A 24163-nucleotide genomic window follows, 5' to 3' on the forward strand; every position below is an offset into this window, starting at 1 on the left:
CCTGCGACGCTGACGTAGCGCGACCGTCATTTCCCTACAGGCATCAGGCCTTTTTGAGGAAACAGACCTTCAACACCAACCCCTTGATCTTGTCTGAGTTGCCTTCGATATGCTCGTCGTCGCCATCGACCAGACGGATGCCTTTGATGACGGTGCCCTGCTTCAGCGGAATCGACGAACCCTTCACCTTCAGGTCCTTGATCACCACTACGGTGTCGCCGCCGTGCAGGACATTGCCGTTGACGTCCCTGACCACCAGACCAGCATGGGCGTCCTGCGCCGACGCCGACATGGGCCACTCGTGGCCACAATCGGCGCACACGTAGTTATCGCCATCCGGATAGGTATTTTCCATGGCGCACAGCGGGCAAGCGGGGATCTCGGACACGGAACGGTTCTACGGCAGCTGCTGGGCCGGCGAGTATATAGCTGCTCTTCTCGTTCTTCGCACACGCCCTTCACGCGCGAGCAGTCACCTTAGCGGCGTCGGCGTTGCTGAAGCACGCGTAACTCAGGGAATCGGTCATGAAGGCAAGCCAGGTTCTCGCCACGGTCGGGGTAAGCGACTTTGACGCTTCCAGCGCGTGGTATGCGCGCCTGTTTGGCCGTGCGCCCGACCATTGCCCGAGTACTTCCTGCGCGGAATGGCAGATTGCCGACAGCGCGACGATCCAGGTCATGCCGAAGAACGCGTTTGTCGATGACCGGAATCGCTCGGGCTGGGCATCGGTCGGCATCCTCGTCGAGCACCTCGACGACATCCTGGCAGATCTGCGCAAGCGGCAGATCGACGTGGCGCCGCCGCAGATGGTCACCCATTTCGTACGGGTGGCGCCGGTCACCGACCCGGACGGCAACCGCGTGACCTTCGTCGAAACAATCGCCGGTTAACCGGATCGGCGGGCTCGTGGGATCAACGCAGCCGCCTGCCGCCGCTCATCCAGCCGCGACGCCTCCGCTCTTCATGGGTTCCCTCTACATAGGCACCGCCGGCTGGTCGATACCCGCCGCTTGCGCGTGCCACTTTCCCACAGACGGCAGCCATCTGGAACGCTACGCGCAAGTGTTCAATGCGGTGGAAATCAATTCGTCCTTCTATCGTCCGCACTTGCCGGCGACGTATCGCAAATGGGCTGACGCGGTGCCGGCTGATTTTCGGTTTGCGGTAAAAGTGCCGCGCACGATCAGCCATCAGGCGAAACTGAAAGCATGCCAGCCGTTGCTCGATGCGTTCCTCGCCCCGGTGGAAGAGCTTGGCAAAAAACTGGGTTGCCTCTTGCTGCAGCTTCCGCCCAGCCTCGCGTATGACCCCGATATCGCGCTGCCGTTTTTTGATTTGCTTCGGCAGATGTATCGTGGCCCAGTGGCCTGCGAGCCACGGCACGCGTCGTGGTTCAGCGGACCCGCGGGCCGTGCGTTGCGAGCGCAGCGCATTGCTCGTGTTGCGGCAGATCCAGCGCGCCATCCGCGTGCAGCGTTGCCGGCAGGCGACCGATCGATGCAGTACCTGCGTCTGCATGGTTCGCCGCGGATGTATTACGACGCGTATCCGGACAACGTATTGGAGGGTATTTCCAGACGCCTCCTGCGGCCCGACTCACGAACCGACGCGCGCTGGTGCATTTTCGATAACACGGCACTGGGTCAGGCAACCGCGAATGCGCTCGCTCTGGTCGAGCTCAGCCGGCCACGCAGGCATGGTCGCGGATCACGAGCGAGCCCGGGATGACGGCTCCCAAGACGGAGGCATCCAGCCCACCAAGCCCCATGCATGTAGTTGCAACATGGCCGCAAGTACCAGCCTTGCGGTAAAGTCCAAAACCAAGGCGCAAGCGAGCCAGTCACCTGGCGGCTCGGCTATCGACAGGGGCCATTCGGGGCAGCACCAAGCCATGATCTACAGCGATGGAGCACGCCTTGTCCGATGCTGACGCAGTACCACGCAGCGCCTTCGCCCTCGAGCATGCCAGCAAGCGCTATGGCAACGTGGTGGCGCTGGACGACATCAACCTGGACTTTGCCACCGGCTCCACTACCGCGTTGATCGGCAGCAGTGGTTCGGGTAAATCCAGCGTACTGCGACTGCTGCTGGGGCTGGAGTGGCCCGACCACGGATGCGTCAAGGCCGACGGCCATGTGCTCGAGCGCTCCCGGCTGTTGGCACTGCGTCGGCGCGTGGGCTATGTGATCCAGGATGGCGGTCTGTTCCCGCATCTGACCGCACTGGGCAACCTGGCACTGTTGCCACGCCACCTTGGCTGGAGCGCCGAACGCATTCGCCAGCGCGCCGAAGAGCTTGCTGCGCTTACCCACTTGCCCGGGGATGTGCTGGAGCGCTACCCAGCCGAACTTTCCGGTGGCCAGCGCCAACGCGTTGCCTTGATGCGCGGCCTGATGCCGGATCCCGATGCGCTGCTGCTGGACGAACCGCTGGGCGCACTCGACCCGCTCGTACGCCATGAACTGCAGGACCAGCTCAAGCTGATCTTCGACCAGCTCGGAAAGACCGTGATCGTGGTGACCCATGACCTGGCAGAAGCCGCCTGGTTCGCCAAACGCCTCGTGCTGATGCGCAAAGGCAAGGTAGTGCAGGACGGCCGGCTTGAAGACCTGCGGAAGCGCCCGGCTGATCCGTTTGTGACCCGTTTCGTCGAGGCACAGCGCCACTTGCCGGAGGCATCGCCATGACCGCGGCATGGCGCACGCTGGGCGCCCTGTGTCTGTTCCTGCTGTTGCCCATAGGGGTGTCGGCCGAGCCCGTACGGATCGGCTCCAAGCAGTTCACCGAATCCGTCATCCTGGGCGAACTGGCACGTGAAACCGCTCGCGAAGCGGGCATCCAGGCCGTGCATCAACGTGAGCTTGGCGGCACCAGCATCCTGTGGACGGCGCTGCTGCACGGCGATATAGACGTCTATGCCGAATATACCGGCACCCTCACCCACGAACTTCTCAAGAACGTTTCGCCCGATGCCGACATCCCCACGCTGCGCGCCCGGCTGCAGCCGCTCGGCATCGGCATCACCGATTCGCTCGGCTTCAACAACACCTACGCGATCGGCATGCGGGAGGATCGTGCGGCGAGTCTTGGCGTGCACAGCATTTCCGATCTGCTCGCACACACCGACCTGCGTTTCGGTTTTTCCAACGAGTTCATGGATCGCGAAGATGGCTGGCCTGGCCTGCGCGATCGTTATGGCCTGACACAGACGCAGGTGCGCGGGCTGGATCACACCCTGGCGTATCGCGCGGTGGCGAGCGGCGCGGTGGACGCCATCGATCTGTACAGCACCGATGCGGAGATTCCCTACTACCACCTGCGCACACTGGACGACGACCGGCATTATTTTCCGCGCTACGAAGCGGTATACCTGTATCGCCTGCCGCTGGAGCAAAGCGCGCCAGCCTTCGTCGGCGCACTGCGGAAACTCGCAGGACGCATCGACCAAAGCGCGATGCAGCAGATGAACGCAAAGGTGAAGCTGCAGGGCGAGAACGAGAACATGGTGGTCGCCAATTTTCTCGGCATCCGGGCGCAGCGTGACGACTCCGGCTTCTGGTCGCGGCTGCTTCAACGCAGCATCGAGCACATCAAATTGGTGGCTCTCTCACTCGGGCTGGCGGTGCTGTTGGCGATCCCGCTGGGGATCCTGGCCGCACATCTGAAGCGACTCGGCCAACTGGTGATCGGCCTCACCGGCATCCTGCAGACCGTACCTTCGCTGGCGATGTTCGTCTTCATGATTCCGCTGTTCGGCATCGGCACGTGGCCGGCGGTAGCTGCGCTGTTTCTCTATAGCCTGCTGCCGATTGTGCGCAACACGCACGCAGGTCTGGTCGGTATTGCACCGGAGCTGCTCGAGTCGGCCGCCGCACAGGGGCTGCCGCGCAGCGTACGTCTATATCGGGTGGAACTGCCGCTGGCCACGCGTTCGATCCTGGCCGGCATCAAGACCGCCGCCGTAATCAATGTCGGCACGGCCACGCTGGCCGCCTTGATCGGTGCTGGCGGCTATGGCCAGCCGATTCTCACCGGTATCCGCCTGGACGATATCGGCCTTATCCTGGAAGGCGCCGTACCCGCCGCCGTGCTGGCGCTGCTGGTGCAAGGCCTGTTCGAGGGGATCGAGCGATGGCTGACGCCGCGCGGGTTGCGGATTGAGGCGCGACAGTGAGTGCGAGTGCGAAATCATCCTGAGCCAACTCTTACTATCCCTGTATGTTCGCTACTCGAGGTATTGAGGGCTCGCCGTCGACCGCAACGGCGCACTCCTTCCGCGCGAATCTAGAGAACCGCCGCCGATAGTCGGAAGGCGTCAGTCCCATAATCTTGTGAAATACACGACGGAATCTCCCTGCGTCGCCGTATCCAATGCTTGAAGCAATGTCGTCTATGCTTCTTTGCGAAAATTCCAGCATTTCTTTTGCTCTGTTGATCCGCAACCTTTGCTGGTACTCGCTTGGCTTAATGCCTGTCGCCTTGGTGAAGCGACGCAGCAAAGTCCTCGGCTCGAGGCAAGCGTAATTGGCAATGTCCGCAACGGATATAGGACACTCGCGTTGTGTCCAGAGCCAATGCTGAACTTTCAAGATCACTGCATCACCATGTTGTGTTTTGGGGTTGAAGTCGCTGTAGTACCTCTGCTCGCGCCCCGGAGGATCCACAAGCATGTAGCGTGCGGTTTCAAGCATGATGGTGGGACCAAGAAATCGCTCTGTCAGTCGGAGTCCAAGATCCGCCCAGGCCAACACGCCGCCAGCAGTGACCACGTCACCGTAGTCGATCACCATGTGATCGCTTTCCATGAGCACCTCTGGAAAGCGGGCGGTAAATTGATCGCTGAGAGCCCAGTGCGTTGTGGCCTGGCGCCCCGCCAGCAGCCCCGTCTCTGCGAGCAGGAAGACGCCGCCACACACCGCTGCGATCGCGACGCCATCTGCATGTCGCTGGCGTAGCCAAGGGATAAGAGGGCTCGCCTTCAGGCTCTGCTGGGTCGCGCGAAGATTGCCCGGAATGATCAGGACTTTCGGTGCATGTGGTCGGCCAGGAAAACTATCGCTGGCGCTAGTGACATCGCCTTCACCGTCGTCCCACCGCCAATGGACGATACGGACCGGAGGCGGCCCATCCCCTTTTTGCCGCTTCGCGGCCATTTCGCCCGCGTAAGTGAACAGATCAGTCAGGCCGTGGATACCCGCCAGTGAAGTACCTGCATCACAGACCAGTCCCACCTCGATGCCTGGCATAGAGTGGAGCGCCGTTTTGGCCATGGCTTTTGTCCGATTTGCCCATTGTCGCGTCGCCTTTGCCAAGAATACGCTGTGAAAGAGGGTTTGGAGCTGCGTACTTCGCCGATCGGATGGGCGTGCCCGACTGCGGCCGCCCCACCTGCTTGACCGACGGTCACCCGAGGATCCTGCGACCCCGTACCGGTGTTTGGCTACTTGGGCGTCTTAGCGCTCCACGACGTCCTCGCAGTGAACCCCTCGCTCAAACCTGGTGCGCCGAAGGTCGGTCGTTCGCACGGGAGACACCACCCCAGCTGACACTCCTCAGCGTTGTATCCATCTCACTTAAGAAGGGCAATGACATGACTAAGCAGTTCGGTGACACGAAGGGTGCCGATAATTCATTTGTCACGGTCAGCGATGGCACACAGATCTTTTTCAAGGACTGGGGGACGGGTCAGCCGCTATTTTTCCACCATGGCTGGCCATTGAGCGCAGACGATTGGGATACCCAGATGATGTTTTTCCTGGGGCAAGGGTATCGGGTCATCGCGCACGATCGTCGCGGTCACGGGCGTTCGACGCAGACCGACAAAGGCCACGATATGGACACCTATGTGGCCGACGTCGCCGCTGTCGTCGCGGCGCTGGATCTCAAGGACGCGATTCACATTGGCCACTCCACCGGCGGCGGTGAGGTGACCCGCTATGTCGCGCGCCACGGCAAAGGGCGGGTAGCGAAGGCGGTACTGATCAGTGCGATCCCTCCGCTTTTCATGAAGACGGATAAGAACCCCGATGGCGTCCCGAAGGAAGTCGTCGACAGTATTCGAGATGGGACCGCGAACCATCGCTCACAGTTTTACCAGGACATCACTATTCCCTTCTACGGATTCAATCGCCCGGGAGCGGTGGTTTCCGAAGGGATCAGGCAGAACTGGTGGCGCCAAGGCATGATGGGCAGCATTTTGGCCCAGTACGAATGCGTCAGAGTGCTCTCCGAAACCGAGTTCTATGAAGATCTCAAGTTGATCGATGTCCCCGTCCTGGTAATGCACGGCGAGGACGACCAGATCTGTCCCTTTCTAACCACCGGAGCCAGGTCGGTGAAGCTCCTGAAGCACGGGACACTAAAGTCATATCCTGGATTGCCACATGGCATGCCCACAACGCATGCAGAGCTCATAAACGCGGATCTATTGGCATTCATCAAGGCGAGCTAGTTCTACGCGACGGCTTAAACTGCCCTGCTGTTGGATGGCTGGAGGCGGGTCGAACGTTCTGTTCAACCCGCCTGCCCACGATGCTTACCTGCCAAGATCCTGCAGGAAGCGGTTGGTGTACTGCAATGCCGTACTTCCGCTGACCGAATTGCAGGTCGCCGATGCGTAGGTGACGTTGCCCGAACATGGCGTGTCGCGATCGAGCGACCAGAAGTGCACACCAGCCAGACCATTGGCCACCGCGTAGTTGGTTACGGTATCCACATCGGTCGTGGAGAAAACCTCGCTGGTGACGTCGTTCATGCCGATCATCGGAGTCAGTTCAATCTGGCTGGCCGCAACGCCGTAGGTGTGGCTCCAGGTTCAGCGCCGCCTGGATGGCCGACTGCCCCATATTGCACTTGCCGCCCGACACGACGCAGACACTCGTGCTGGCCGAGCCAAAGTGCATCGCCATGAGGTTGATGGTGTAGTTGGTCAGATGCGCGCTCTGGATTGCCTTGACCACCATGTCGCCCAGCCCGTTGAGCCCGCCGTAGCTGCCGTCCGACGCACCCAGCGTCGCCAGCGTGAACGAGCAGCGCAAGTTCGGATACAGGGTGTGGGCGTAGGCGGCATAGGTCACGAGGTTGTTGATTTGCGCTTGCGTCTGACCACCCTCGATGTCGAAATCCACACCGACCATATAGCGCCTGTCCACCTTGGCTATTGGCAAGACATGAAACTGACAACGTTGTCTACGGTGGTCGTCATTGGCGACGGCAACCAACGGCTACACACACAGCTGCTCGCCGAAGTATGGTCCGGGATCGTTGTGCGAGTGTGCACGAGGACCCATGGGTCCACACAGACGTGTCAGTCGTCGGCAGGCAGGTCGAAGTCGGTAGGCAAATCGAACTCGACAGGCCAGTCGAATGCCACCGGCTCCGGACGGTCGCTGGCCAGCGGCCAGCGACCTATCACCTCATGCCTTGACTGCCCGAAGAAGCTGCGTATCAACACGAATTCGTGCGCGTCCCAGCGAATGGGGGGCATTGACTCCGCGACCGTATCGATCGCATTGCCACGTAGCAGCGTGACGTGTGGCAGGTAGTTCGAAACGCCCAGCACTTGCAGCCCGAAGCGGCGTTGAGCTTCAGCAATCGCGACGCGCAGCTTCATCGCCCAGCCGCTGGAGGTGTTGTCCGCGCACAACACGAAAGGAAAGTTGCCGTCCTTGGCGGCACTGAGGCGCACGGCCGCATCCAGTGACACCTCGAAGCCCTTGGCGCTTACACTCTCGGCCGCGGCAACCAGCGCACTTTCCACTGGCTGCTGCAATCCTTCAGGCCTGCCCATGTCGACCAGCGTCAGATGGAACTCATCGGCGTCGACCGGCGAACCGATCAGCCGGTGCGACTTGCGAAAGCGCTCGCAAACCCGAGCTATCTCGACCGTGGCCTTGTCGTCGGGCTTCAGGGCGAAAAAGAAATGGGTGCCCGCGGCAGGCTTGTGACCATGTAACGAGCTCGAATTGGTGCGCGACTCCAAGGCCATCTCTTCCTCGAGCGGTTGCGTGTGACAGCAATATTTCCCCGGCCCCATCGTACAGTGCGTGACCGGTCTGTCCCAGATGCGTTGTGATCGTTGGCTGTCGACCGCCTGCCCAACAAGTTCTTGCGATCACGGGAGGGCGCTCGAACTTCTGCGCAGCAGATCCGGTGCCCCCGAGTTGCCTTGGTCGGGTGCGCCGGCGCCGGCATCGCGACCTGGAAGTGTGGCAATAAGGAAGAGCCTGGATTGCCCAGCCCCCCTATACATACAAGCAATGCAAGCTTGACCGGTCTCTAGATCGCGCGACCAAAGGTAAACGCTCGGACAACCTGCATGACTCCCGCGAAAATCAGGAACGATCCACCCCATATCGTCAGCGCCATCATCGAGCCGAGCGGGACGCACAGCACGACCAGGCCAGAGAAAATGTAGATCACGCCAAAGACGACGCCAGGCCAGCGGGAGGAACTGTCGGCCGACTCGGTAATCGCCGCAATACCTTCAACGATCCAGACCATACCGATGAGTGCCCCGAGGAATGCAATCGAGAGTTCCTGGTTCTTGAACGAAACGATGCCGAGCGCGAGAACAAAGAGGCCGAGCGCGATATTGAGTATTCGCCGGCCCGCGCCGATCCCATCGGCAAAGATACCGACGAAGAGACGGATAAGGCCGATCGCGAGGAAGTAGATCCCGAACAGAATTGAGACAACGCCAAGCGCTGCGATCGGCCAGGCAATCACCAGAATTCCCAGCACCAGCGAGAGTAGACCACCCAACCCAAGCCATACACGGATACCGGAGATTGCTGCTTTTTTCACGTTGTAGGGATTACTGCACGAAGTACCAGAAAAACCATGGTTGGGGGTCGACATATCTAGCTCCTTGTCATTGTCATTGATCCATCTTGAACGACCCGCAGGTCTAAACAAGCAAATGGTCAGCGCAGTGTTTTTAGCTCTCCGAGGTTAGGGAAATTACAAATGAAGCATGCTTGGACTCGCGGCTGTTGCTGCGGGTCGAGCGTAGCCAAACGCAGCGCAAACGATCTATGAGATTTGTCTTAAACTCAGTTCGCAATAAGCGATCGAGCTCTCCTGCAAAACGCAGAGGTAGCAAAAAGTCTCGATGCGCGCGATCGACGTCCCGAGCCATCCGGAGATTGGGCTCGACGCGACCAGGGGGCATCATTGAAGACGCCAGAGACCCCGGTATCGCGGCCAACCAGATGAACGACGCTAACCCTTTGCCCCGCAAGCAAGGTTAGTCGGTAGGGTCGGTGCAGGCAGCGTAGCGCTTGCCTTCGACGCGCACGACCTCGCCATGGCCCTGCAATTCGATGCTGGCGGTGTAGTGCTCGGCCGAATCGAAGTCCACGCGGCCGTGGCCACTCAGCGATGGGTGCGCAGAACAGCTCTCCGACCAGGCAAGCGCCGTGCTGCTGCGATGCTGGTTGCTGCGCTGGCAGTGCGCTTCAGGAACAGACAGGTCGGCGAACGCGAGCCAGGGATCGGCACCTTCATGTACACAATGCCAGCGGATGGATGGCTGGCCTGGCTGACCGTGACTGACCGTGATCACAACGGTTTTCCACAAACCGGGCATCGCCTGAAAATCACCGGGATCAGCATGCGCGGTCGAGCCGCCCAAGCCGACGGCGATGAACAGCGCGAAGGCGATACTGCGACGAAATAAGGGGCCGCAGCATAGTCGCCGGGCATTCTGGATGGGCTTGTTCATGACTGGAACACTCCTGGCGATTCGAGATCGAAACCGGTGTCAGCGCGATGCGTAAGGCGCAGACACACGAATGCCCTGCCTGCATCAGCAGGCAGGGCAAGATCCGCGAGACGATCAATCCTTCGTTGCGGCGGTGTTTCTAAAATTGAACATGTCCATCAGATTGCCGATGGCTGGCGAATTGACCGGCACATACGGGTTGTCCGACTGCGCAACCGGATTGGGCAGATTGTCGCGGCTACGCGCCGAGATCGTCTCGTCCAGACCCCAGTTGGCTTCGACGAATTTGTCGAAGGACACATGATCGTAGTAGGTGTGCACGACGTGACCGCCCTGCGAGAACTGCGAGACCACCAGCAGCGGGATGCGCGTACCGTCGCCGAAGAAGTCGATCGGCTGCACATAACCCGAATCCCAGTAACCGCCGCCCTCGTCGAACGTCACCATGATGACCGTGTCGCTCCACACCTGCGGATTGGCCTGTGCCATCTCGACGATCTTCTGCACGTAGCCTTCGAAGAGCTCGAGCTTGGACGAGGCCGGGTGGCCGTCCAGAAGTCCGTCGGGCTTGGCAATCGAGACGGCCGGCAGCGTGTTGTTCTGGATATCGTTGTAGAGATTATTGATATCTTGGTTGTTGCCGCGCAGCTCCGGATTGGTCATGACCTGGGTGGAGTACAGGAACGGATCGCAGATGTTGCAGAACGTGCCGGCCTCGCCGTTCTCCTGGCCGTTGCCCCAGCCTTCGCCGTAATACTTCCAGCTCACGTGATGCCGATTGAGCAATAGCGCGAGATTGTCCTGCGTAGTGGGCGGAATGGTGAACTGCTCAGCGCCCAGCGGTGCGGGTGTGCCGTCACCCAGGTAGCCCGGGTTGTAGTTGTTCACCAGATAGTACGCACCCGATTTGCAATCCGTGCCGCGGAAAGTGCGGTACGGCAGCGAACGCAAGTAGCCTTTCACCGAGGCTACGCCCGGCTGCGTCTCGTCTGCGCAGTTGACGTAGGACCCGCCGCCGTAGCCATCCTGCACGTACCAGTTGTTGGTACCCAGCTGGGTGTTCGGATTTTCGATCTGGTTGGTCGGCGGCACCGCCGGATTGCCCTGCCCGTCGGCGTAATAGATCGGGCTGCCGAAGCCGAGCATGATGTGATTGGCACCCGTGCCACCCATCACCGACTGGTGGAAGTTGTCGCTCAGAGCATAGGTCCGGGCAAGCTCCGCAAGGTACGGTGCGTCGCCCTTGGCGATGTTGAGGAACTGCATCGAGGTTGCGCCCTCGCCCGTGCTCTGGTCGGTAAAGCCGGCCGGTTGCGCTTTGCCGTCGTTGCCGGCACCAATGGTGGTCTCTACCCACGGGAACAGATCGTTGCGGCAGCCGCTCGGATTCTTTCGCGTAGCCGCCTGGGCACTGCAGTCGAGCTGCTGCCACATCTGGAAGAAGCGATGCACCGGGCTGTTGGCGTAATCGTTGTAGCTGATCGAAGCATGCATATCGACCGGCGCATTGGCCAACTGGATGGGGAAGCGTGTATCGACGACGTCGTTCGGCAGACCGGTGCCGCCCTCGGCGAGCTGCACATAGTTAGCTGTCGGCAACGCCGGTTCGATGGCCTGCGCTTCTGCGGCCGACGAGAAAAACGCCTGCGTCGGCGCGCCGCCCGTGTTCATTGAGGGCAAGAGCGCATACGGCGTGGTGTGCTTGGGGGCAACCGCGAAGGTGCTGGTGTTCGACGCCTGCCACTGGCGTGCCGCAGCAACATTCGGGCCCGGCGTACCATCCGCGTTGACGATGCCTTCCGACAACAGGTTGTGCACGCTCTGCCCCGCCGGCGGCGTATAGGTGGCAAAAACGTGGTCGAAAGTGCGGTTCTCGCCAATCAGCAGAATCACATGCTTGATCGGAGTACGCGTGTTGCCGCTGCGGTCGTCGCCGATGCCGGGATTGTGCAACACGACAATGCCACCGGGCGGTGTGTTGCGACTATGGGTGCCGGCGGTCGGCAGGTTCTGGCGGAAGGTGGCGTCCTTGTCGGGTGGTGTGCTGCTCTGGGCGCTCACGACGCCGGCAAGTCCGGCAGCGAGCACGCCGATGGCGATCGATCTAAATCGCGAACGGATTATTTCTTTGGACATGATTGAATCTCCTGCAGAAATCCTGTGAAGGCTGCAATCGAGTGTTCCCCCTGATTCTTGGCCTGCAAGCGACTGGGTCCTGCAGACCACCGGCAGTCTGGTCCGCACAGATGACGCAACGTTGGCAAGGACACGACAGCGAGCCAGCCCAGCGTGACAGTGCTGCGACAACGCTGGATCCTGTGCGCTGGCTCACAAAGGTGAAATGGGCGAGGCAGAGCCGAGCGCCTGTGGATGATGCTCATCGCGAAGAGCGACCCCACCCCAACCCTCCCCTGCAAGCAGGGGAGGGAGCACATCTGCAGCTCTTTGCCCCTCCCCCTGCTTGCAGGGGGAGGTTGGGAGGGGGTGAAGCTTTTGATCTTGTACGCGAAGCGCGCAACAGCCGTGCCCTGCTTCCAGGCAACGGCAGCAGGGCAGTCATCGCCCGGCGCGAACTCCCTAAGCCGGCAGCAGCTGATACGGACGCATCATTTCGTTGTCTTCATGCTCGAGGTAGTGGCAATGCCACACGTAGCGCCCGGGCTCGCCCTCGAACCGCATCGCTATGCGCGTGACCATGCCGGGATCGGCGCGCACGGTGTCCTTCCAGCCCGCCTCATGCAACGGCGGTGGTTGCGCGGGGCCGGTGTATTTGACGACGCGGTGGGCGTTCCACGCGAACAGGTCGAACGGTCGCCGATCGATCACCTGAAAGCGCACCAGGTGCAGATGGATGGGATGCGAGTCGCCGGTGATGTTGACAAAGCTCCAGGTCTCGATGCTGTTCTGCCGCGGATTTTCGGTGATCGGATCCGACCACATCTTGCCGCCGAGCAACATCATCATGGGATTGCCGCCGGCATCGTCCTGCTCGCCCAGCGTCAGCATGCGATCGCGCACTGCGCTGGCGGGGTCGATGCGCGGCACCGGCCGCAGGGTTGCCGGAAGTATCGAGGTATCGGGACGCCCCCGGTCGCGCACGCGAAATTCCAGAATCGCCTCGGACTGCTGGCGCAGCTGGATCGCCTGCCCGTCCATGCCACTGAAATCCACAATCACGTCAGCACGCTCGGCCGGATACAGCTCGATGCGCGAGCGCTCCAACGGAGCGGTCAGCAGCCCCTGGTCGCTGCCGATCTGTTGGAATGGACGTCCATTTGACAGGGAGAGATCGAAGAAGCTCGTATTGGCCACATTGATCAGACGCAGCCGATAGCGCCGCGGCTCGACCTCAAGATAAGGAAAGAGTTTGCCGTTGCACAACACGGCATTGCCACGGCATTCCGATACCCATGGTGCCGACGGATCGTCCGAAACCGGGTAGTAGAGCTGGCCGTCTTTCGCGATCAGACGATCACACAGGATCAGCGGCAGATCGAAATCGCCCGATGGCAGGCCAAGCGCCTGTTCATCGGCGTCGCGAACGATGAAGGCGCCGAACAACCCGGCATACATATTGAGCCGGGTGATACCCATCGCATGATCGTGATACCACAGCGTGGCCGCATCCTGCGCGCCGGGATAATGAGAGAGTGCCGAATGGCCGGAAACGTACCAATCCTCCGGCCAACCGTCGCTGCCTGCGGGCACGCGTGCGCCATGAACATGCGTCACGGCCCGCACGGCGGGCTTTGACGCCTCAGCGCCATGCAGGTTGTGATCGATCGGCAGGAAGTGCCGTGTCGGCAACGCATTGACCCATTCGACCAGCAGGGGTTCGCCACGCACGGTCTCGAACGTCGGGCCCGGTGAAAGACCGTCATATCCCCACAATGTCGTCGGCGGAAGGTCACGGTGCAGGCGTGCATTGAACGCGCGCATTTCCATCCGGTAGTACGGCAACATCTGCCCGGGATAAGCGGGGTGTGAGCGCTTTCCGGCGGCACGCGCGATCGGCGGCACCGGCAGTGGATCGACAAAGCGGGTCAGCGACGTCGGATTGAGCAACGGTACCTTGGGTGCTGCCAGTGTCGGCATCGCCATGCGCGTGGGCATGGCCATCGGCATCGTGCTCGCCGACGCCAGACGCAGCGCATCTGTGAGCGCATACGCTCCGATCAGGCTGCCAGCCCCGCACAGAAAACGACGACGTGAGACCGTCACAGCCGGCAGCTCTGGTCGGCTTGATTCGGCGTGGCGCCGCTACGGCAGCAGGCGGCATGCCGCCCGCAAGGATGAATTGCGTTTGTCATCTGGCCACCCTAGGCAATCCAGATGACAGGCATGTTGCGGTCCATGGCAGCATGGCGCAAAAGGAAGACCAGGCTCACTTTTCGGCCTGGCCCCAGTAAGGAGTGCGCTGCTGACGGTACCGGAGTGGAACGATCAGAGGTCAGCCCGCCCAATACCAGCTTCCACTTGGCTAACTGGCGCGAGCCGTGATTCACGCAGCCTGAGAATCAGGCTCGCACGTCATCACTCAAGCTACCCTTCTCCATCTCGCGCACAAACGTTTCCAGTGCGTCAATCCGGCACAGCAGCGCGATTCGTTGCTGGACCACATCATCCCGTGTTGCATCGATCCGGCCCCAACCATCGCCAAGCATGCACAGTGAACCGTCGATACGATGCACCAGGTCTCGTTGCTTCTGCATGTCTCCAGCCAGAACCGCCTTATCCAGATCGGCCATATCCTGTCGACTGGTATCCAGTAGCCCCCACAGCACTTCCTGCACCCTTTTGGCCGAGCCAAACAGATCCGTCAGCTGGGAAAGCTGACTAGCATGCGACCTGGCATGAGACGACGCCGGCGGCGTCTGCTGATGTGACGCCGGTTGCAGATAGACGGCCAATTTGGCTCGCAGCTCATCCAGCTGGACCGGTTTGGCCAGAAAGTCATCCATGCCGGCATCCTGGCAACGCTGAACCTGTTCGGGCAATGCACTGGCCGACAAAGCGATGATCGGGAGATGTTTCTCGCCTTCGAGCTCGGCGATTCGAATGCGCTGCGTCAATGCATAGCCGTCAAGGATGGGCATATGACAGTCAGTAATCAACAAGTCGTAGTTGCCCTCGACCATCGCAGCCAGGGCCTGCTCTCCGTCGCCGACCACCACATGTGCATAGCCAAGACGTACCAGCTGGCGCGAGATGACCGCGCGACCGATGGGATGATCTTCGGCGACGAGAATGCGTGCGTCGTATTGCGCCGATTCGATAGGCAGGCTCTCCCTGGATTCGGGCATCGCCAAGCCCAGCGCTGCATGGCAGGCGTCCACCGCAGATCGCCAGAGCAAGGGGTTGCCGCACAGGATGACGCTGTCCTCTTCGACCGAGAACCCACGAGGATCGGGCGAATCCACCAGCCGTATGCAGCGCGCGCCCGCAGGCAGCAACCCAGCCTTCACGATGTCGGTATCGACGACAAACAGGTCAATGTCATTCGCATCGAAGTCGATGAGATCTTCGGGATCGGCCTCGACCAGATTCAGGCCCAACGCTGAAAGTGTGTTTGATAGCTCCCGCTCGAGCATCGGGTCGTGCGTACACAGAAGCACTGTTTTCCCGGTAATGGTTGTCCGCGTTTGCAAAGCGCGAGCCACCGGCAACGTAAACTGGAACATCGCCTGTGTGCCCAGCCCGGGTGAACTGACCAGACGGATCTCGCCGCCCATCAACGTCGCCAGCCGATGGCAGATGGTCAGGCCGAGCCCGGTGCCGCCGAAGCGTCGAGTGGTCGATGCTTCGGCTTGCGTGAATGGCTGGAATAGCCGGCTAAGCTGTTCGGCCGATATACCGATGCCCGTATCAATGACGGAAATACGTAGCCGCTGCCCGACCGATTCCTCGCCCAGCAATTCGATGCGTAATTCAACGTGTCCTTTCTCGGTGAACTTCAACGCATTGCTGAGTAGATTGGTGATGACCTGGCGTATACGTACAGCATCCCCGATATATTCGCCCGCCAGTCGCCAGTCCATGGGCGAATAGAGACGGACGCCTTTTTCATGTGCCAGTGCAGCGAACAGTCCGACCACGCCGTCGGCCAGTGCGCGCAGGTCGAATGGACGCGCTTCGAGCTCCAGTCGTCCCGACTCGATGCGCGAAAAATCCAGGACATCGTCGAGGATCTGCAGCAGTGCCCCTGCCGAATCCTGCACCATGCCAAGCATGTGTTCCTGCTCGCGATCGAGCCGGGTCTGCGCCAATAGCTCGACCAGCCCCAGCACACCGGCCATCGGCGTGCGGATCTCATGACTCATCATCGCCAGGAACACACTCTTCGACGCGACGGCAGCTTCGGCGATCGCCTTGGCCTCGGTCAACGCATTCGCCTGCTCCTTCTCGACGCTGACGTCATCGCAATAGACGCTCCACGACAAACCGCCATCCGCCTCGGCGCGCGGCACGCCGCCAGAAGCACGTATCCAGCGGATCTTCCCTTGGACGCGCGTACGAAATTCCGAGATGCCGGCGGCCCTACTGTCAATCATCGTCTGGATGACTTGCAGGACCTGCGGCTGATCTTCAGGGAGTGCCGCATCCAGCGGAAGGGCGGCGCCACTGAGAATCTGCTGATGGGTCATGCCGAACAATGCTGCAGTCTGTCCGCTGACGTGGGCATAGCTGCGACTGCCATTCTTGTCGATGTAAGTTCGCAGGATGACGCCGGGCAAGCTGTCGTTGGTGTCGATCAAGCGTTGTTCCGAGGCACGCGCGCGGGCCTCGGCATCGCGGATGTCACTCACGTCCACCAGCGCTCCCAGCAGGCAGGCGCGTTCACCCGGCCCCGTCGAAAAGGGGTGCAGCCAGAGCAGCACATCCCGTGCTTCGCCATCACGGTTGGCCAAGCTTAGGCGCAGCTCCCGGCGAAGGGTGTGGCCGCTGCTCAGCACCCCCAGATCAACCTCACGCATGGCCTCGGCATCGATCCCCTGCACGTGCCGGGTCTGCGCCGGCGTATGGCCGATCAGGTCGGCGCGCGAACAGCCGAACATCGCCTCGTACGCATGGTTTATGGCGAGATATCGGCCTTCGGCATCCTTTACAAAGACTGGATAGGGGATCGTCTCGAGCAGCGCCTGCTGGAAGGCCAGTTGCGCCGCCAGCTCGCGCTCGGCGATGGCACGCGCACGCATGAGGAGGCGCAGTCGCGAATAAGCAAAGCCGATGAATCCAAGCACCAACGCCGAGATGAGGAGGCCTGCCATAACCCATGACAAGGGCACTCCATATCGGTACTCGCTGGTCAACCAGCGACTGCGAATGCTCTGACTCTTTGCCTCCGTCACGTTGGCGAGCACGCGATCAATCAACGGCATCAGCTTCGCGTATTCGCTATTGATGCCCATCGTGAAGTCTTGATCCACGCCAGCCGGACCCACCACCCGCAGCGTTGCCGCATAGCGATCACGAATCAGCGGATCGATCGCCGGCAACGTGCCGATATAGGCGTCGGCTTTGCGCGAAGCGACCAGTTGCAGACCCGCCTCATTGCTTCCCACCGGCAGCAGGTTGCTATGCGGCAGCAGCATCTTCAATCGTGGCAGCAGGCCGGCCTCCTCGCGCACGGCGACCGAACGCCCGGCGAGATCTTCGGGACCGGCGATCGGTGGACCGTGCAGCCTCGCCACGATCACTTCGGGAAAGTGCGCATAGGGGCGGCTCAGGATGATGTCGTGGCTGCTGAAGTCTTCCGGCATGGTGGCTGCCACCATGTCAACCTCCCTCGCACGCACCATGCGTTGCAGGCTGCTCAGGTCCTCGGCGGGAACAAATTGCAGACGCAGCCCGAGTTCGTGTTGCAGGATCCCGACATAGTCCGCCGCCAGACCATCGAACCTGCCCTCACCATTGATGAACGTATACGGATGCCGATCGACTTCAAACCCCAGGCGCAGCGGTTGCAGCGTGCTCAACCAGGCGCGCTCCTGCTCGCTCAGGCCAGCAGCGAGCGGTAGTGGTGCGCTCACACTGTCCAGCAAGCCCCAACGCGAACGCAGCTGGGCGAGCTCCTGCGGCGTCACCGTCGTCTCGGCCTTGCGCAGCAACTGCAGCAGCATGCTTCGATCGCGTGGCACGGCCAGCCCCATATCGATCGGAGGGGTGTCCAGCGGTGACAACATCTTGAGGTCGTCGGTGTCGCGCTGGCTCAGCAATGACTGTGTTCGCGAGGCGCTTGTGCCGATATAGGCATCGGCCTGACCCGCGGCCACCATCTCCATCGCCTGACGCCCGTCGACAGCAAAGACCAGCGTCGCCCGCGGAAACCGGGCTGACAAGATGGAGACAATGGCGTGGAAAGATCGCTCGATGGCAATACGTGCATGGTCAAGATCGCCCGCATTGCGAATTTGCACATCGCCTTTGCGGGCGACCAGGATCAGGCGAGCTGCCTCATAGGGCTGCAGAAAGTCGAATCGGGCACGGCCGTCCTGGGTCGCCAGTTGCCCAAGCAGCAAATCGTAGGTTGCTGGCTGGGCCGGGTCGGCATACGCCACCGCCGCCCAATCTGCATAGGGATGGAACTCCAGCCTCAGCCCAACGCGCCCGGCCAGCAAGCTGGCGTAGTCGACGCCCAACCCTTCCGGACGCCCAGCTACCCAGGTTTCGGCAGGCAGATGATCGCCACTGAACACACCGACATTGACGACAGGGTGCTCGTTGCGCCAGGTCAATTCCTCGGGGGTGAGTTCAACGGCGCGACCTTCTTGTGCCCGCGCCACCGTGAACACGAGACAGAGCAAGACGATTGCAACACAGAACACGCGCGGGCCGGACAACCGCCGCGATTGACCTTCTCGCCCACAGGCCCTGAAAGCCGGTGGGACGATGGAATGAACGGTAATCTTCGGGTTCATGTGTCGCCTGAGCATCACAATGGGCAGAGGGAGAGACCCAGCCTATTTGGACCCCTTTTACCCTTCCATCAGAATCGTCTCAAGCTTGAACAGACTATGGCCGTTTCCCGCTTGCCGTCAGGGATCGGCTACGCTATGACTATCGTGGGCTGGAGGGACCGAACACCGTGACATTGCGCATCATTCTGGCCGATGACCACCCTATCGTTCGCAGCGGTGTCCGCTTGCTGATCGAGAATGCGACCAGCGCGTCCGTCGTCGCCGAAGCGAGTTCGCCGGACGAATTGTTCAAGGCGCTCGATGACGAAACCTGCGATCTGATACTCACCGATTTCAACATGCCCGGCGGACAAGTTGCCGATGGGCTGAACATGCTCAATCAATTGAATCGGCGCTGGCCCAAGCTCCCCGTCATCGTACTCACCATGATGAGCAACATCGGCGTTCTGCGCTCGATTCTCGCCACCGGGGTTCGCGGGCTTTTGAACAAGTCCGACGCGTTGACCGAACTCACACTGGCCATTCAGGCGGTATCCCATGGCCGGGAATATATAAGTGCCGCGATCAAGGCCCCGCTTGAAGCGACCCGAGTGGGCGAGTCATCAACTGAGCACACCGGGCTTTCAGCGCGCGAAACGGAAGTACTGAGGCTGTTCGCCTCCGGGCTCACCGTGTCGCAGATCGCCACTCAGCTCAACCGAAGCGTCAAGACGATAAGTCGTCAGAAGATGGACGCCATGAGCAAGCTTGGACTCAAGAGTGACCTTGAAGTCTATGCCTATGCACGCGAGCACGGCATGTTTTCCTGACGTCGCCATGGCGCGGCGTTGAGTGGTGGCGACTTCGAAATCGACCAGCCACTGCGGTCTGGTGTGAAATCTTTGAAGTCTCTGGAGAGAGGCTTGCTGACAGCACCAGGCGTTGCGCCGAGTGCCGCGATTGCCGCCATCCATGTTTTAGGCAATCTTGCCCGTCCTGCGGCATAACCCATGGGGTTATGCCGCAGCTCCATGGCAACTCAGTTCAATGGCGTGATGGGGGTAAGTGTTTGCATTCGCTCACAGCTTGCCACCCTGCACCTTCCCGACATTGCTATCTGCGTAGATGAGCAATTCGACGCGACGATCCGGTGCCAGACAATCGATCAGTGCAGTGCGGTTGGTGTCATTGCACTGAACGAGTGGGTCACGCGAACCTTCGCCATGTGAACGCATGGGCACTTCGCCAAGCCCATGCATTTGCAGATAGCGGCGTACCGTGTCCGCGCGCTTTGTGGACAAGCCATCGTTGTGCGATGGCGTGCCCAGGCGGTCTGCATAGCCCACCAACTCGATGTTTTTCACGTCACCGTGTTGCTCAAGCTCGTTCGCCAGCCTGTCCAACGCATCCTTGCCGTCCGGCAGCATGCCCGCTTCATCGCCGCGATCGAAATGGAACAAGGCGTCAGCCTTGATCATTCGGATGGTAGGGTTGCCAGTCATGGGCTCGTTCGCCTCAACCACCGGCCGAGGGCATCTGGCGATCTTCGCGTCGATTCCGCTCATGTCATCGATCAGTGTGTCGACACGCTTTTCCGACTGGTCGAAACTGCGCCGCCAGGCTTCGTGCCCTGCATGCATCAACTGAACTACGCCACACGCGAGAATCCGCTCGGGTTCGTCGCAATCCTTCTTGGCATCCGCCTTCTTCTTTTCCGCGCCGATCTTCGCCCACAGATCAGGACGAACTTCCGACACCGTGCGCAACTTCGGGTTGTCCGCAGATAACACCTGCTTGCGCTCCAGGCCGCTCAGCAACCGGTCGGCTTCACCCATCGCCTCTGGCACAAAGCCCCATTGGTTGCCGGATTTGTACTCTTCCCTGGCCGCACTGATCCAGCACGCCGCCTTCGCGCCGTCGTACGCTGAAGCGTCGGAGCTCAACTCGCGCAGGCGCTGCTCCAGCTCCGGCAACATGGTCTTGGCATACATGCCCTGGTATCTGGCCAACCACTCCGTGGTCGGCGCTCCCGCTTCCACACTTTGTTGTGTACCAAAACCTGACTGAAGTACGGTCGGGTCTTGCACGTTGAGGCTATCTCGCGCCTGATGACTTGCGCAGCCAGCCAGCAGGCTGACCAACGCCACGGACATTACTGATAATTTCATGGATTCTCTCCGGCCAACGAGAGGGCATGGGTCTGCCCACGCGCTCTCACTGTTGGCACTGTCCTTAGTCGCCCAGCACCACGCCGACGCCAACACGGAAGATCGGCTGGTCATGAAGCGCCTCGGAAATACCCGCATTGAGGTTTATCCGACCGTCTGAGCTCCAGCGCGACACACCGACACCGAGCGCCGATTCACCGCGATAGCTCGCCAAACCGGCATTGAGCGTCGTGCGACCCGGCATGTACGGAGTGGTCATTACAAGTGCAGCCGCTCCGGCAATGCCGCGATTGGCCTGCTGGGCATTCTGGTCGATCTTGTTGCTGAGCTGATTGAAGTTGTCATTCAGATGGCTATCCAGATTGCCCAACGCGTCGCCAACATTGTTGTAAGTGTTGCCGCCCACGTTGTAAGTCGGAGCAACCACATTGCCCGCACTGTTGATCGTGGCACCGCCGCCCATAGCATTCGCGACACCGGTAAGCTGGGAGACGTTTACGGCGTCGGTCTGCTGCACACCGGCCGCCACGTTGGCAATCTGACGCTCGCTACCGGCTGAACCAACCGACACTGTGTTGGCCTTGCTTGCCACTGAGCCGGCACCGATCGCCACACTATTGGCGCCCGTCGCTTTCGCACCGCTGCCCACAGCGGTGCTGCTGGTGCCACTGGCGGTACTGTCGTTGCCCACGGCTACACTGTTGGCACCGGATGCTGCGGCATTGGCGCCACCAGCCGCCGAGTTCTTGCCGTTGGCGACCGGTGCGCTACCGCTACGATCCGCGCTGACCTGGAACGCACCCACATTGCCATGGCTGATATTGCTGATGTCTGACTGAATATTGTTGATGCTGCTGGTATTGGCGGCCACCTGCTGGTTGGTCGCGTACAACTGCGAACCGTTCACCGCGTCCACGCTCGTTGCATTCAGCGCACCGGCCGTCACACCCGTGACCGTGCGGGTGCCCGCCGTGCCAGTCATGTCGACCACGGTGCCGTCCGTAGCAGCTGCCACCGTGATGTTCGCACCGGGTGCCGCCTGCTGCACCAGACCCACGGTGCCGCTGTTGATGTTGTTGGTCAGGTTGCTGATAGCCGACGTGTTGCCCGCGATATTCGTCGTGTTGATGGAAACCTGCTGGTTGGTCGCATACAGCTGCGAGCCGTTCACCGCGTCCACGCTCCTCGCATTCAGCGCACCAGCCGCCACGCCGGTTATCGTGCGGGCGCCCGCTGTGCCACTCATATTGACCACGTTGCCATCCAGAGCAGCCGCCACCGTAATGTCTCCCGTGGCCGGATCCTGTAGCACCAGACCCGTCGAACCGTTGTTGATATTGGTCGTCAGGTTGGTGATGTCGGTCGTATTCGCTGTTACGCGACCGTCGATGTTGGTTATCGCGCCGCCGATGGTATTCACCGTAGTGCCGCCCACGTTATAGGTCGGGTTCGTGATCGTACCGTCGTTATTCACGACCGAACCGCCGCCGATAACGTTCGCAATCGACTGACTTACGCCAAACAGTTGCGTACCGTTGATGGCATCCACGCTGGCCGCGTTAACCGCACCGGCCGTTACGCCCGTCACCGTGCGGGTGCCCGCCGTGCCAGTCATGTCGACCACGGTGCCATCGGTAGAAGCTGCCACCGTGATGTTCGCGCCGGGTGCCGCCTGCTGCACCAGACCCACGGTACCGCTATTGATGTTGTTGGTCAGGTTGGTGATATCCGACGTGTTGCCAGCGATGTTCGTGGTGTTGGTTGAAACCTGCTGATTGGTTGCGAACAGCTGCGAGCCGTTCACCGCGTCCACGCTCGTCGCATTCAACGCACCGGCCGTCACGCCCGTCACCGTGCGGGTACCCGCCGTGCCGGTCATGTCGACCAGGGTGCCATCCGTAGCAGCTGCGACTGTGATGTTCGCGCCGGGCGCCGCCTGCTGCACCAGACCCACGGTACCGCTGTTGATGTTGTTGGTCAGGTTGGTGATATCCGACGTGTTGCCAGCGATGTTCGTGGTGTTGGTGGCGATGTTCGTGGTGTTGGTGGAAACCTGCTGGTTGGTCGCGTACAGCTGCGAACCGTTCACTGCGTCCACGCTGCTCGCGCTCAGATTGCCCGCCGTCAAGCCCGTCACCGTGCGGGTGCCCGCCGTGCCGGTCATGTCGACCACGGCGCCATCCGTAGCAGATGCCACCGTGATGTTCGCGCCGGGCGCCGCCTGCTGCACCAGACCCACGGTACCGCTGTTGATGTTGTTGGTCAGGTTGGTGATGGCCGACGTGTTGCCCGCGATATTCGTGGTGTTGGTGGCGATGTTGGTGGTGTTGGTGGAAACCTGCTGGTTGGTCGCGTACAGCTGCGAACCGTTCACCGCGTCCACGCTCGTCGCATTCAGCGCACCGGCTGTCACGCCCGTCACCGTGCGGGTGCCCGCCGTGCCGGTCATGTCGACCGCGGCGCCATCCGTAGCAGCTGCCACCGTGATGTTTGCGCCGGGCGCAGCCTGCTGCACCAGACTGCCGCTGGCCTGGAGAATGCCCAAGGCTGCGTCGACTTTCGCAAAGCCCTTGCCGACGTCAGTAGCCGCACCCGTGGTGCCATCAATTGCATTTGCCACGCTCAACGCATAGCTGGGCGCACTGATCGTGCCCTTGCCATCCGCACTCACGGCCGAGGCGCCGCCCAACGCTGCAGCGGTGTTGACGGCATTCGAGTACAACTCGGAGCCGTTCACCACGTCATTCGACTTCACGCTGATCCGGCCCGGTGCGATACCCGTCATGATCGTATCGACGTTCGACACAGTGCCCGTATTGAAGTTGTAGATCGCGGCGGCATGGTTTTCAACGGGCGTCAAAAGACCTGTTGTCGCGGATTTCGACACCCCATAAACGGCGCCCCAATAAATCTGACAACTGGAACTGCCATTCACCGCGCCGCAAGTATTCGCCTCGGCCCATGACGCGCCAACCATTTCCGGGTTGCTTGCGGACGTAAAGTTGTAGCCATAGGCCTTTTGGGACTGCATGTTGGCCTGGGCGCCACCATAGAACGAGTTGATCACGGTGCCGCCCGAGGTACCTCCGCCTTGCGTACCATTACCCATGGTGCCGTTGTTCGCATTGCCGTCATACGTATTGGCCCCCGGGACGGTCTGCGCGAACAGGGAAACGCTCGCACTGCACGTGAGCGCCGCCACCAGAGCGAAGACCATCGCTTTCAGCATGAATGACTTGCCTGTTGAGGCGCTCTTGCCGCGAGTGGATGACTTGCCCTTGGCGGAGTCCAGTTCCGATACCGCTGCCCATGACTGGGTGGCCGAGTTCCAAATGACACGATAGATGTGGTTCATGATTTTTCCTGCCTCGTC

General features: G+C 60.9%; 18 protein-coding genes. 6 read left to right on the forward strand and 12 right to left on the reverse strand.

What is annotated here, in order from left to right:
- Positions 1–43 precede the first annotated feature (43 nt).
- Positions 44–388, reverse strand: a complete 345-nt coding sequence (locus HDE77_RS14530) for a zinc ribbon domain-containing protein YjdM (protein ID WP_184418362.1) — start codon at positions 386–388, stop codon at positions 44–46.
- 137 nt (positions 389–525) lie between these two features.
- Between HDE77_RS14530 and HDE77_RS14535 the strand changes: the two genes are divergently transcribed.
- The 4 genes from HDE77_RS14535 (at position 526) to HDE77_RS14550 (ending at position 4175) form a co-directional block, all read left to right on the forward strand.
- Positions 526–891: a VOC family protein gene (locus tag HDE77_RS14535; RefSeq protein ID WP_184418364.1), complete on the forward strand. Its 366-nt coding sequence runs from the start codon at positions 526–528 to the stop codon at positions 889–891.
- A gap of 73 nt (positions 892–964) precedes the next feature.
- Entirely contained in the window at positions 965–1729 is a 765-nt protein-coding gene (locus HDE77_RS14540) for a DUF72 domain-containing protein (RefSeq protein WP_184418366.1), read from the forward strand.
- A gap of 188 nt (positions 1730–1917) precedes the next feature.
- On the forward strand, positions 1918–2688 hold the full coding sequence (locus tag HDE77_RS14545) for an ATP-binding cassette domain-containing protein (RefSeq protein ID WP_255482738.1): 771 nt from the start codon (positions 1918–1920) through the stop codon (positions 2686–2688).
- Positions 2685–4175 carry a glycine betaine ABC transporter substrate-binding protein gene (locus tag HDE77_RS14550; protein WP_184418370.1) on the forward strand — a complete coding sequence of 497 codons (1491 nt, stop codon included), beginning with the start codon at positions 2685–2687 and terminating at the stop codon, positions 4173–4175. Before HDE77_RS14545 ends, HDE77_RS14550 begins: the two co-directional genes overlap by 4 nt.
- Before the next feature lie 34 nt (positions 4176–4209).
- Here the strand turns inward: HDE77_RS14550 and HDE77_RS14555 are convergent, their stop codons facing one another.
- Positions 4210–5271 carry a GlxA family transcriptional regulator gene (locus tag HDE77_RS14555; RefSeq protein WP_184418372.1) on the reverse strand — a complete coding sequence of 354 codons (1062 nt, stop codon included), beginning with the start codon at positions 5269–5271 and terminating at the stop codon, positions 4210–4212.
- A 320-nt stretch (positions 5272–5591) separates the two neighbouring features.
- Here HDE77_RS14555 and HDE77_RS14560 point away from each other — a divergent pair, with 320 nt between their 5' ends.
- The gene (locus HDE77_RS14560; RefSeq protein WP_184418374.1) at positions 5592–6452 is read left to right on the forward strand and encodes an alpha/beta hydrolase; all 861 of its coding nucleotides are present in this window, start codon (positions 5592–5594) and stop codon (positions 6450–6452) included.
- A gap of 84 nt (positions 6453–6536) precedes the next feature.
- Here the strand turns inward: HDE77_RS14560 and HDE77_RS20570 are convergent, their stop codons facing one another.
- The 8 genes from HDE77_RS20570 to HDE77_RS14595 form a co-directional block, all read right to left on the reverse strand.
- Positions 6537–6755, reverse strand: a complete 219-nt coding sequence (locus tag HDE77_RS20570) for a hypothetical protein (protein ID WP_255482739.1) — start codon at positions 6753–6755, stop codon at positions 6537–6539.
- Between the two features lie 19 nt (positions 6756–6774).
- A complete protein-coding gene (locus HDE77_RS20575) occupies positions 6775–7152 on the reverse strand; it encodes a hypothetical protein (RefSeq protein WP_255482740.1) in 378 nt (125 codons plus the stop codon).
- Positions 7153–7307: 155 nt separating this feature from the next.
- Positions 7308–7982 (reverse strand): 2'-5' RNA ligase family protein, encoded by a 675-nt coding sequence (locus HDE77_RS14570; RefSeq protein ID WP_184418376.1) that lies wholly within the window; start codon positions 7980–7982, stop codon positions 7308–7310.
- A gap of 296 nt (positions 7983–8278) precedes the next feature.
- A complete protein-coding gene (locus HDE77_RS14575) occupies positions 8279–8860 on the reverse strand; it encodes a DUF308 domain-containing protein (RefSeq protein ID WP_184418378.1) in 582 nt (193 codons plus the stop codon).
- Between the two features lie 388 nt (positions 8861–9248).
- Complete coding sequence (locus HDE77_RS14580) at positions 9249–9725, reverse strand: hypothetical protein (RefSeq protein ID WP_184418380.1); 477 nt, start codon at positions 9723–9725, stop codon at positions 9249–9251.
- A 114-nt stretch (positions 9726–9839) separates the two neighbouring features.
- Positions 9840–11861, reverse strand: coding sequence for an alkaline phosphatase family protein (locus HDE77_RS14585; RefSeq protein WP_184418382.1), 2022 nt, complete (start codon positions 11859–11861; stop codon positions 9840–9842).
- A gap of 441 nt (positions 11862–12302) precedes the next feature.
- Complete coding sequence (locus tag HDE77_RS14590; protein WP_255482741.1) at positions 12303–13844, reverse strand: multicopper oxidase domain-containing protein; 1542 nt, start codon at positions 13842–13844, stop codon at positions 12303–12305.
- A gap of 398 nt (positions 13845–14242) precedes the next feature.
- Entirely contained in the window at positions 14243–18643 is a 4401-nt protein-coding gene (locus tag HDE77_RS14595; RefSeq protein WP_184418384.1) for a transporter substrate-binding domain-containing protein, read from the reverse strand.
- A 167-nt stretch (positions 18644–18810) separates the two neighbouring features.
- On the opposite strand from HDE77_RS14595, the gene HDE77_RS14600 reads away from it, so the two are divergent.
- A complete protein-coding gene (locus HDE77_RS14600) occupies positions 18811–19452 on the forward strand; it encodes a response regulator transcription factor (protein WP_184418386.1) in 642 nt (213 codons plus the stop codon).
- A gap of 249 nt (positions 19453–19701) precedes the next feature.
- Here the strand turns inward: HDE77_RS14600 and HDE77_RS14605 are convergent, their stop codons facing one another.
- Together HDE77_RS14605 and HDE77_RS14610 are read right to left on the reverse strand one after the other, a co-directional pair.
- Positions 19702–20790 (reverse strand): OmpA family protein, encoded by a 1089-nt coding sequence (locus HDE77_RS14605; RefSeq protein ID WP_184418388.1) that lies wholly within the window; start codon positions 20788–20790, stop codon positions 19702–19704.
- 64 nt (positions 20791–20854) lie between these two features.
- Positions 20855–24145 carry an ESPR-type extended signal peptide-containing protein gene (locus HDE77_RS14610; protein WP_184418390.1) on the reverse strand — a complete coding sequence of 1097 codons (3291 nt, stop codon included), beginning with the start codon at positions 24143–24145 and terminating at the stop codon, positions 20855–20857.
- Positions 24146–24163: the final 18 nt, after the last annotated feature.

Source organism: Rhodanobacter sp. MP7CTX1 (genome assembly GCF_014205795.1).
Taxonomy (GTDB): Bacteria; Pseudomonadota; Gammaproteobacteria; order Xanthomonadales; family Rhodanobacteraceae; genus Rhodanobacter.

Coding starts and splice junctions, on each gene's coding strand:
- HDE77_RS14555 (WP_184418372.1), bottom strand. CDS start 5,271: ATGGCCAAAACGGCGCTCCACTCTATGCCAGGCATCGAGGTGGGACTG.
- HDE77_RS14550 (WP_184418370.1), top strand. CDS start 2,685: ATGACCGCGGCATGGCGCACGCTGGGCGCCCTGTGTCTGTTCCTGCTG.
- HDE77_RS14575 (WP_184418378.1), bottom strand. CDS start 8,860: ATGTCGACCCCCAACCATGGTTTTTCTGGTACTTCGTGCAGTAATCCC.
- HDE77_RS14560 (WP_184418374.1), top strand. CDS start 5,592: ATGACTAAGCAGTTCGGTGACACGAAGGGTGCCGATAATTCATTTGTC.
- HDE77_RS14580 (WP_184418380.1), bottom strand. CDS start 9,725: ATGAACAAGCCCATCCAGAATGCCCGGCGACTATGCTGCGGCCCCTTA.
- HDE77_RS14610 (WP_184418390.1), bottom strand. CDS start 24,145: ATGAACCACATCTATCGTGTCATTTGGAACTCGGCCACCCAGTCATGG.
- HDE77_RS14605 (WP_184418388.1), bottom strand. CDS start 20,790: ATGAAATTATCAGTAATGTCCGTGGCGTTGGTCAGCCTGCTGGCTGGC.
- HDE77_RS14590 (WP_255482741.1), bottom strand. CDS start 13,844: ATGGCCATGCCCACGCGCATGGCGATGCCGACACTGGCAGCACCCAAG.
- HDE77_RS20570 (WP_255482739.1), bottom strand. CDS start 6,755: ATGAACGACGTCACCAGCGAGGTTTTCTCCACGACCGATGTGGATACC.
- HDE77_RS14595 (WP_184418384.1), bottom strand. CDS start 18,643: ATGAACCCGAAGATTACCGTTCATTCCATCGTCCCACCGGCTTTCAGG.
- HDE77_RS14585 (WP_184418382.1), bottom strand. CDS start 11,861: ATGTCCAAAGAAATAATCCGTTCGCGATTTAGATCGATCGCCATCGGC.
- HDE77_RS14540 (WP_184418366.1), top strand. CDS start 965: ATGGGTTCCCTCTACATAGGCACCGCCGGCTGGTCGATACCCGCCGCT.
- HDE77_RS14535 (WP_184418364.1), top strand. CDS start 526: ATGAAGGCAAGCCAGGTTCTCGCCACGGTCGGGGTAAGCGACTTTGAC.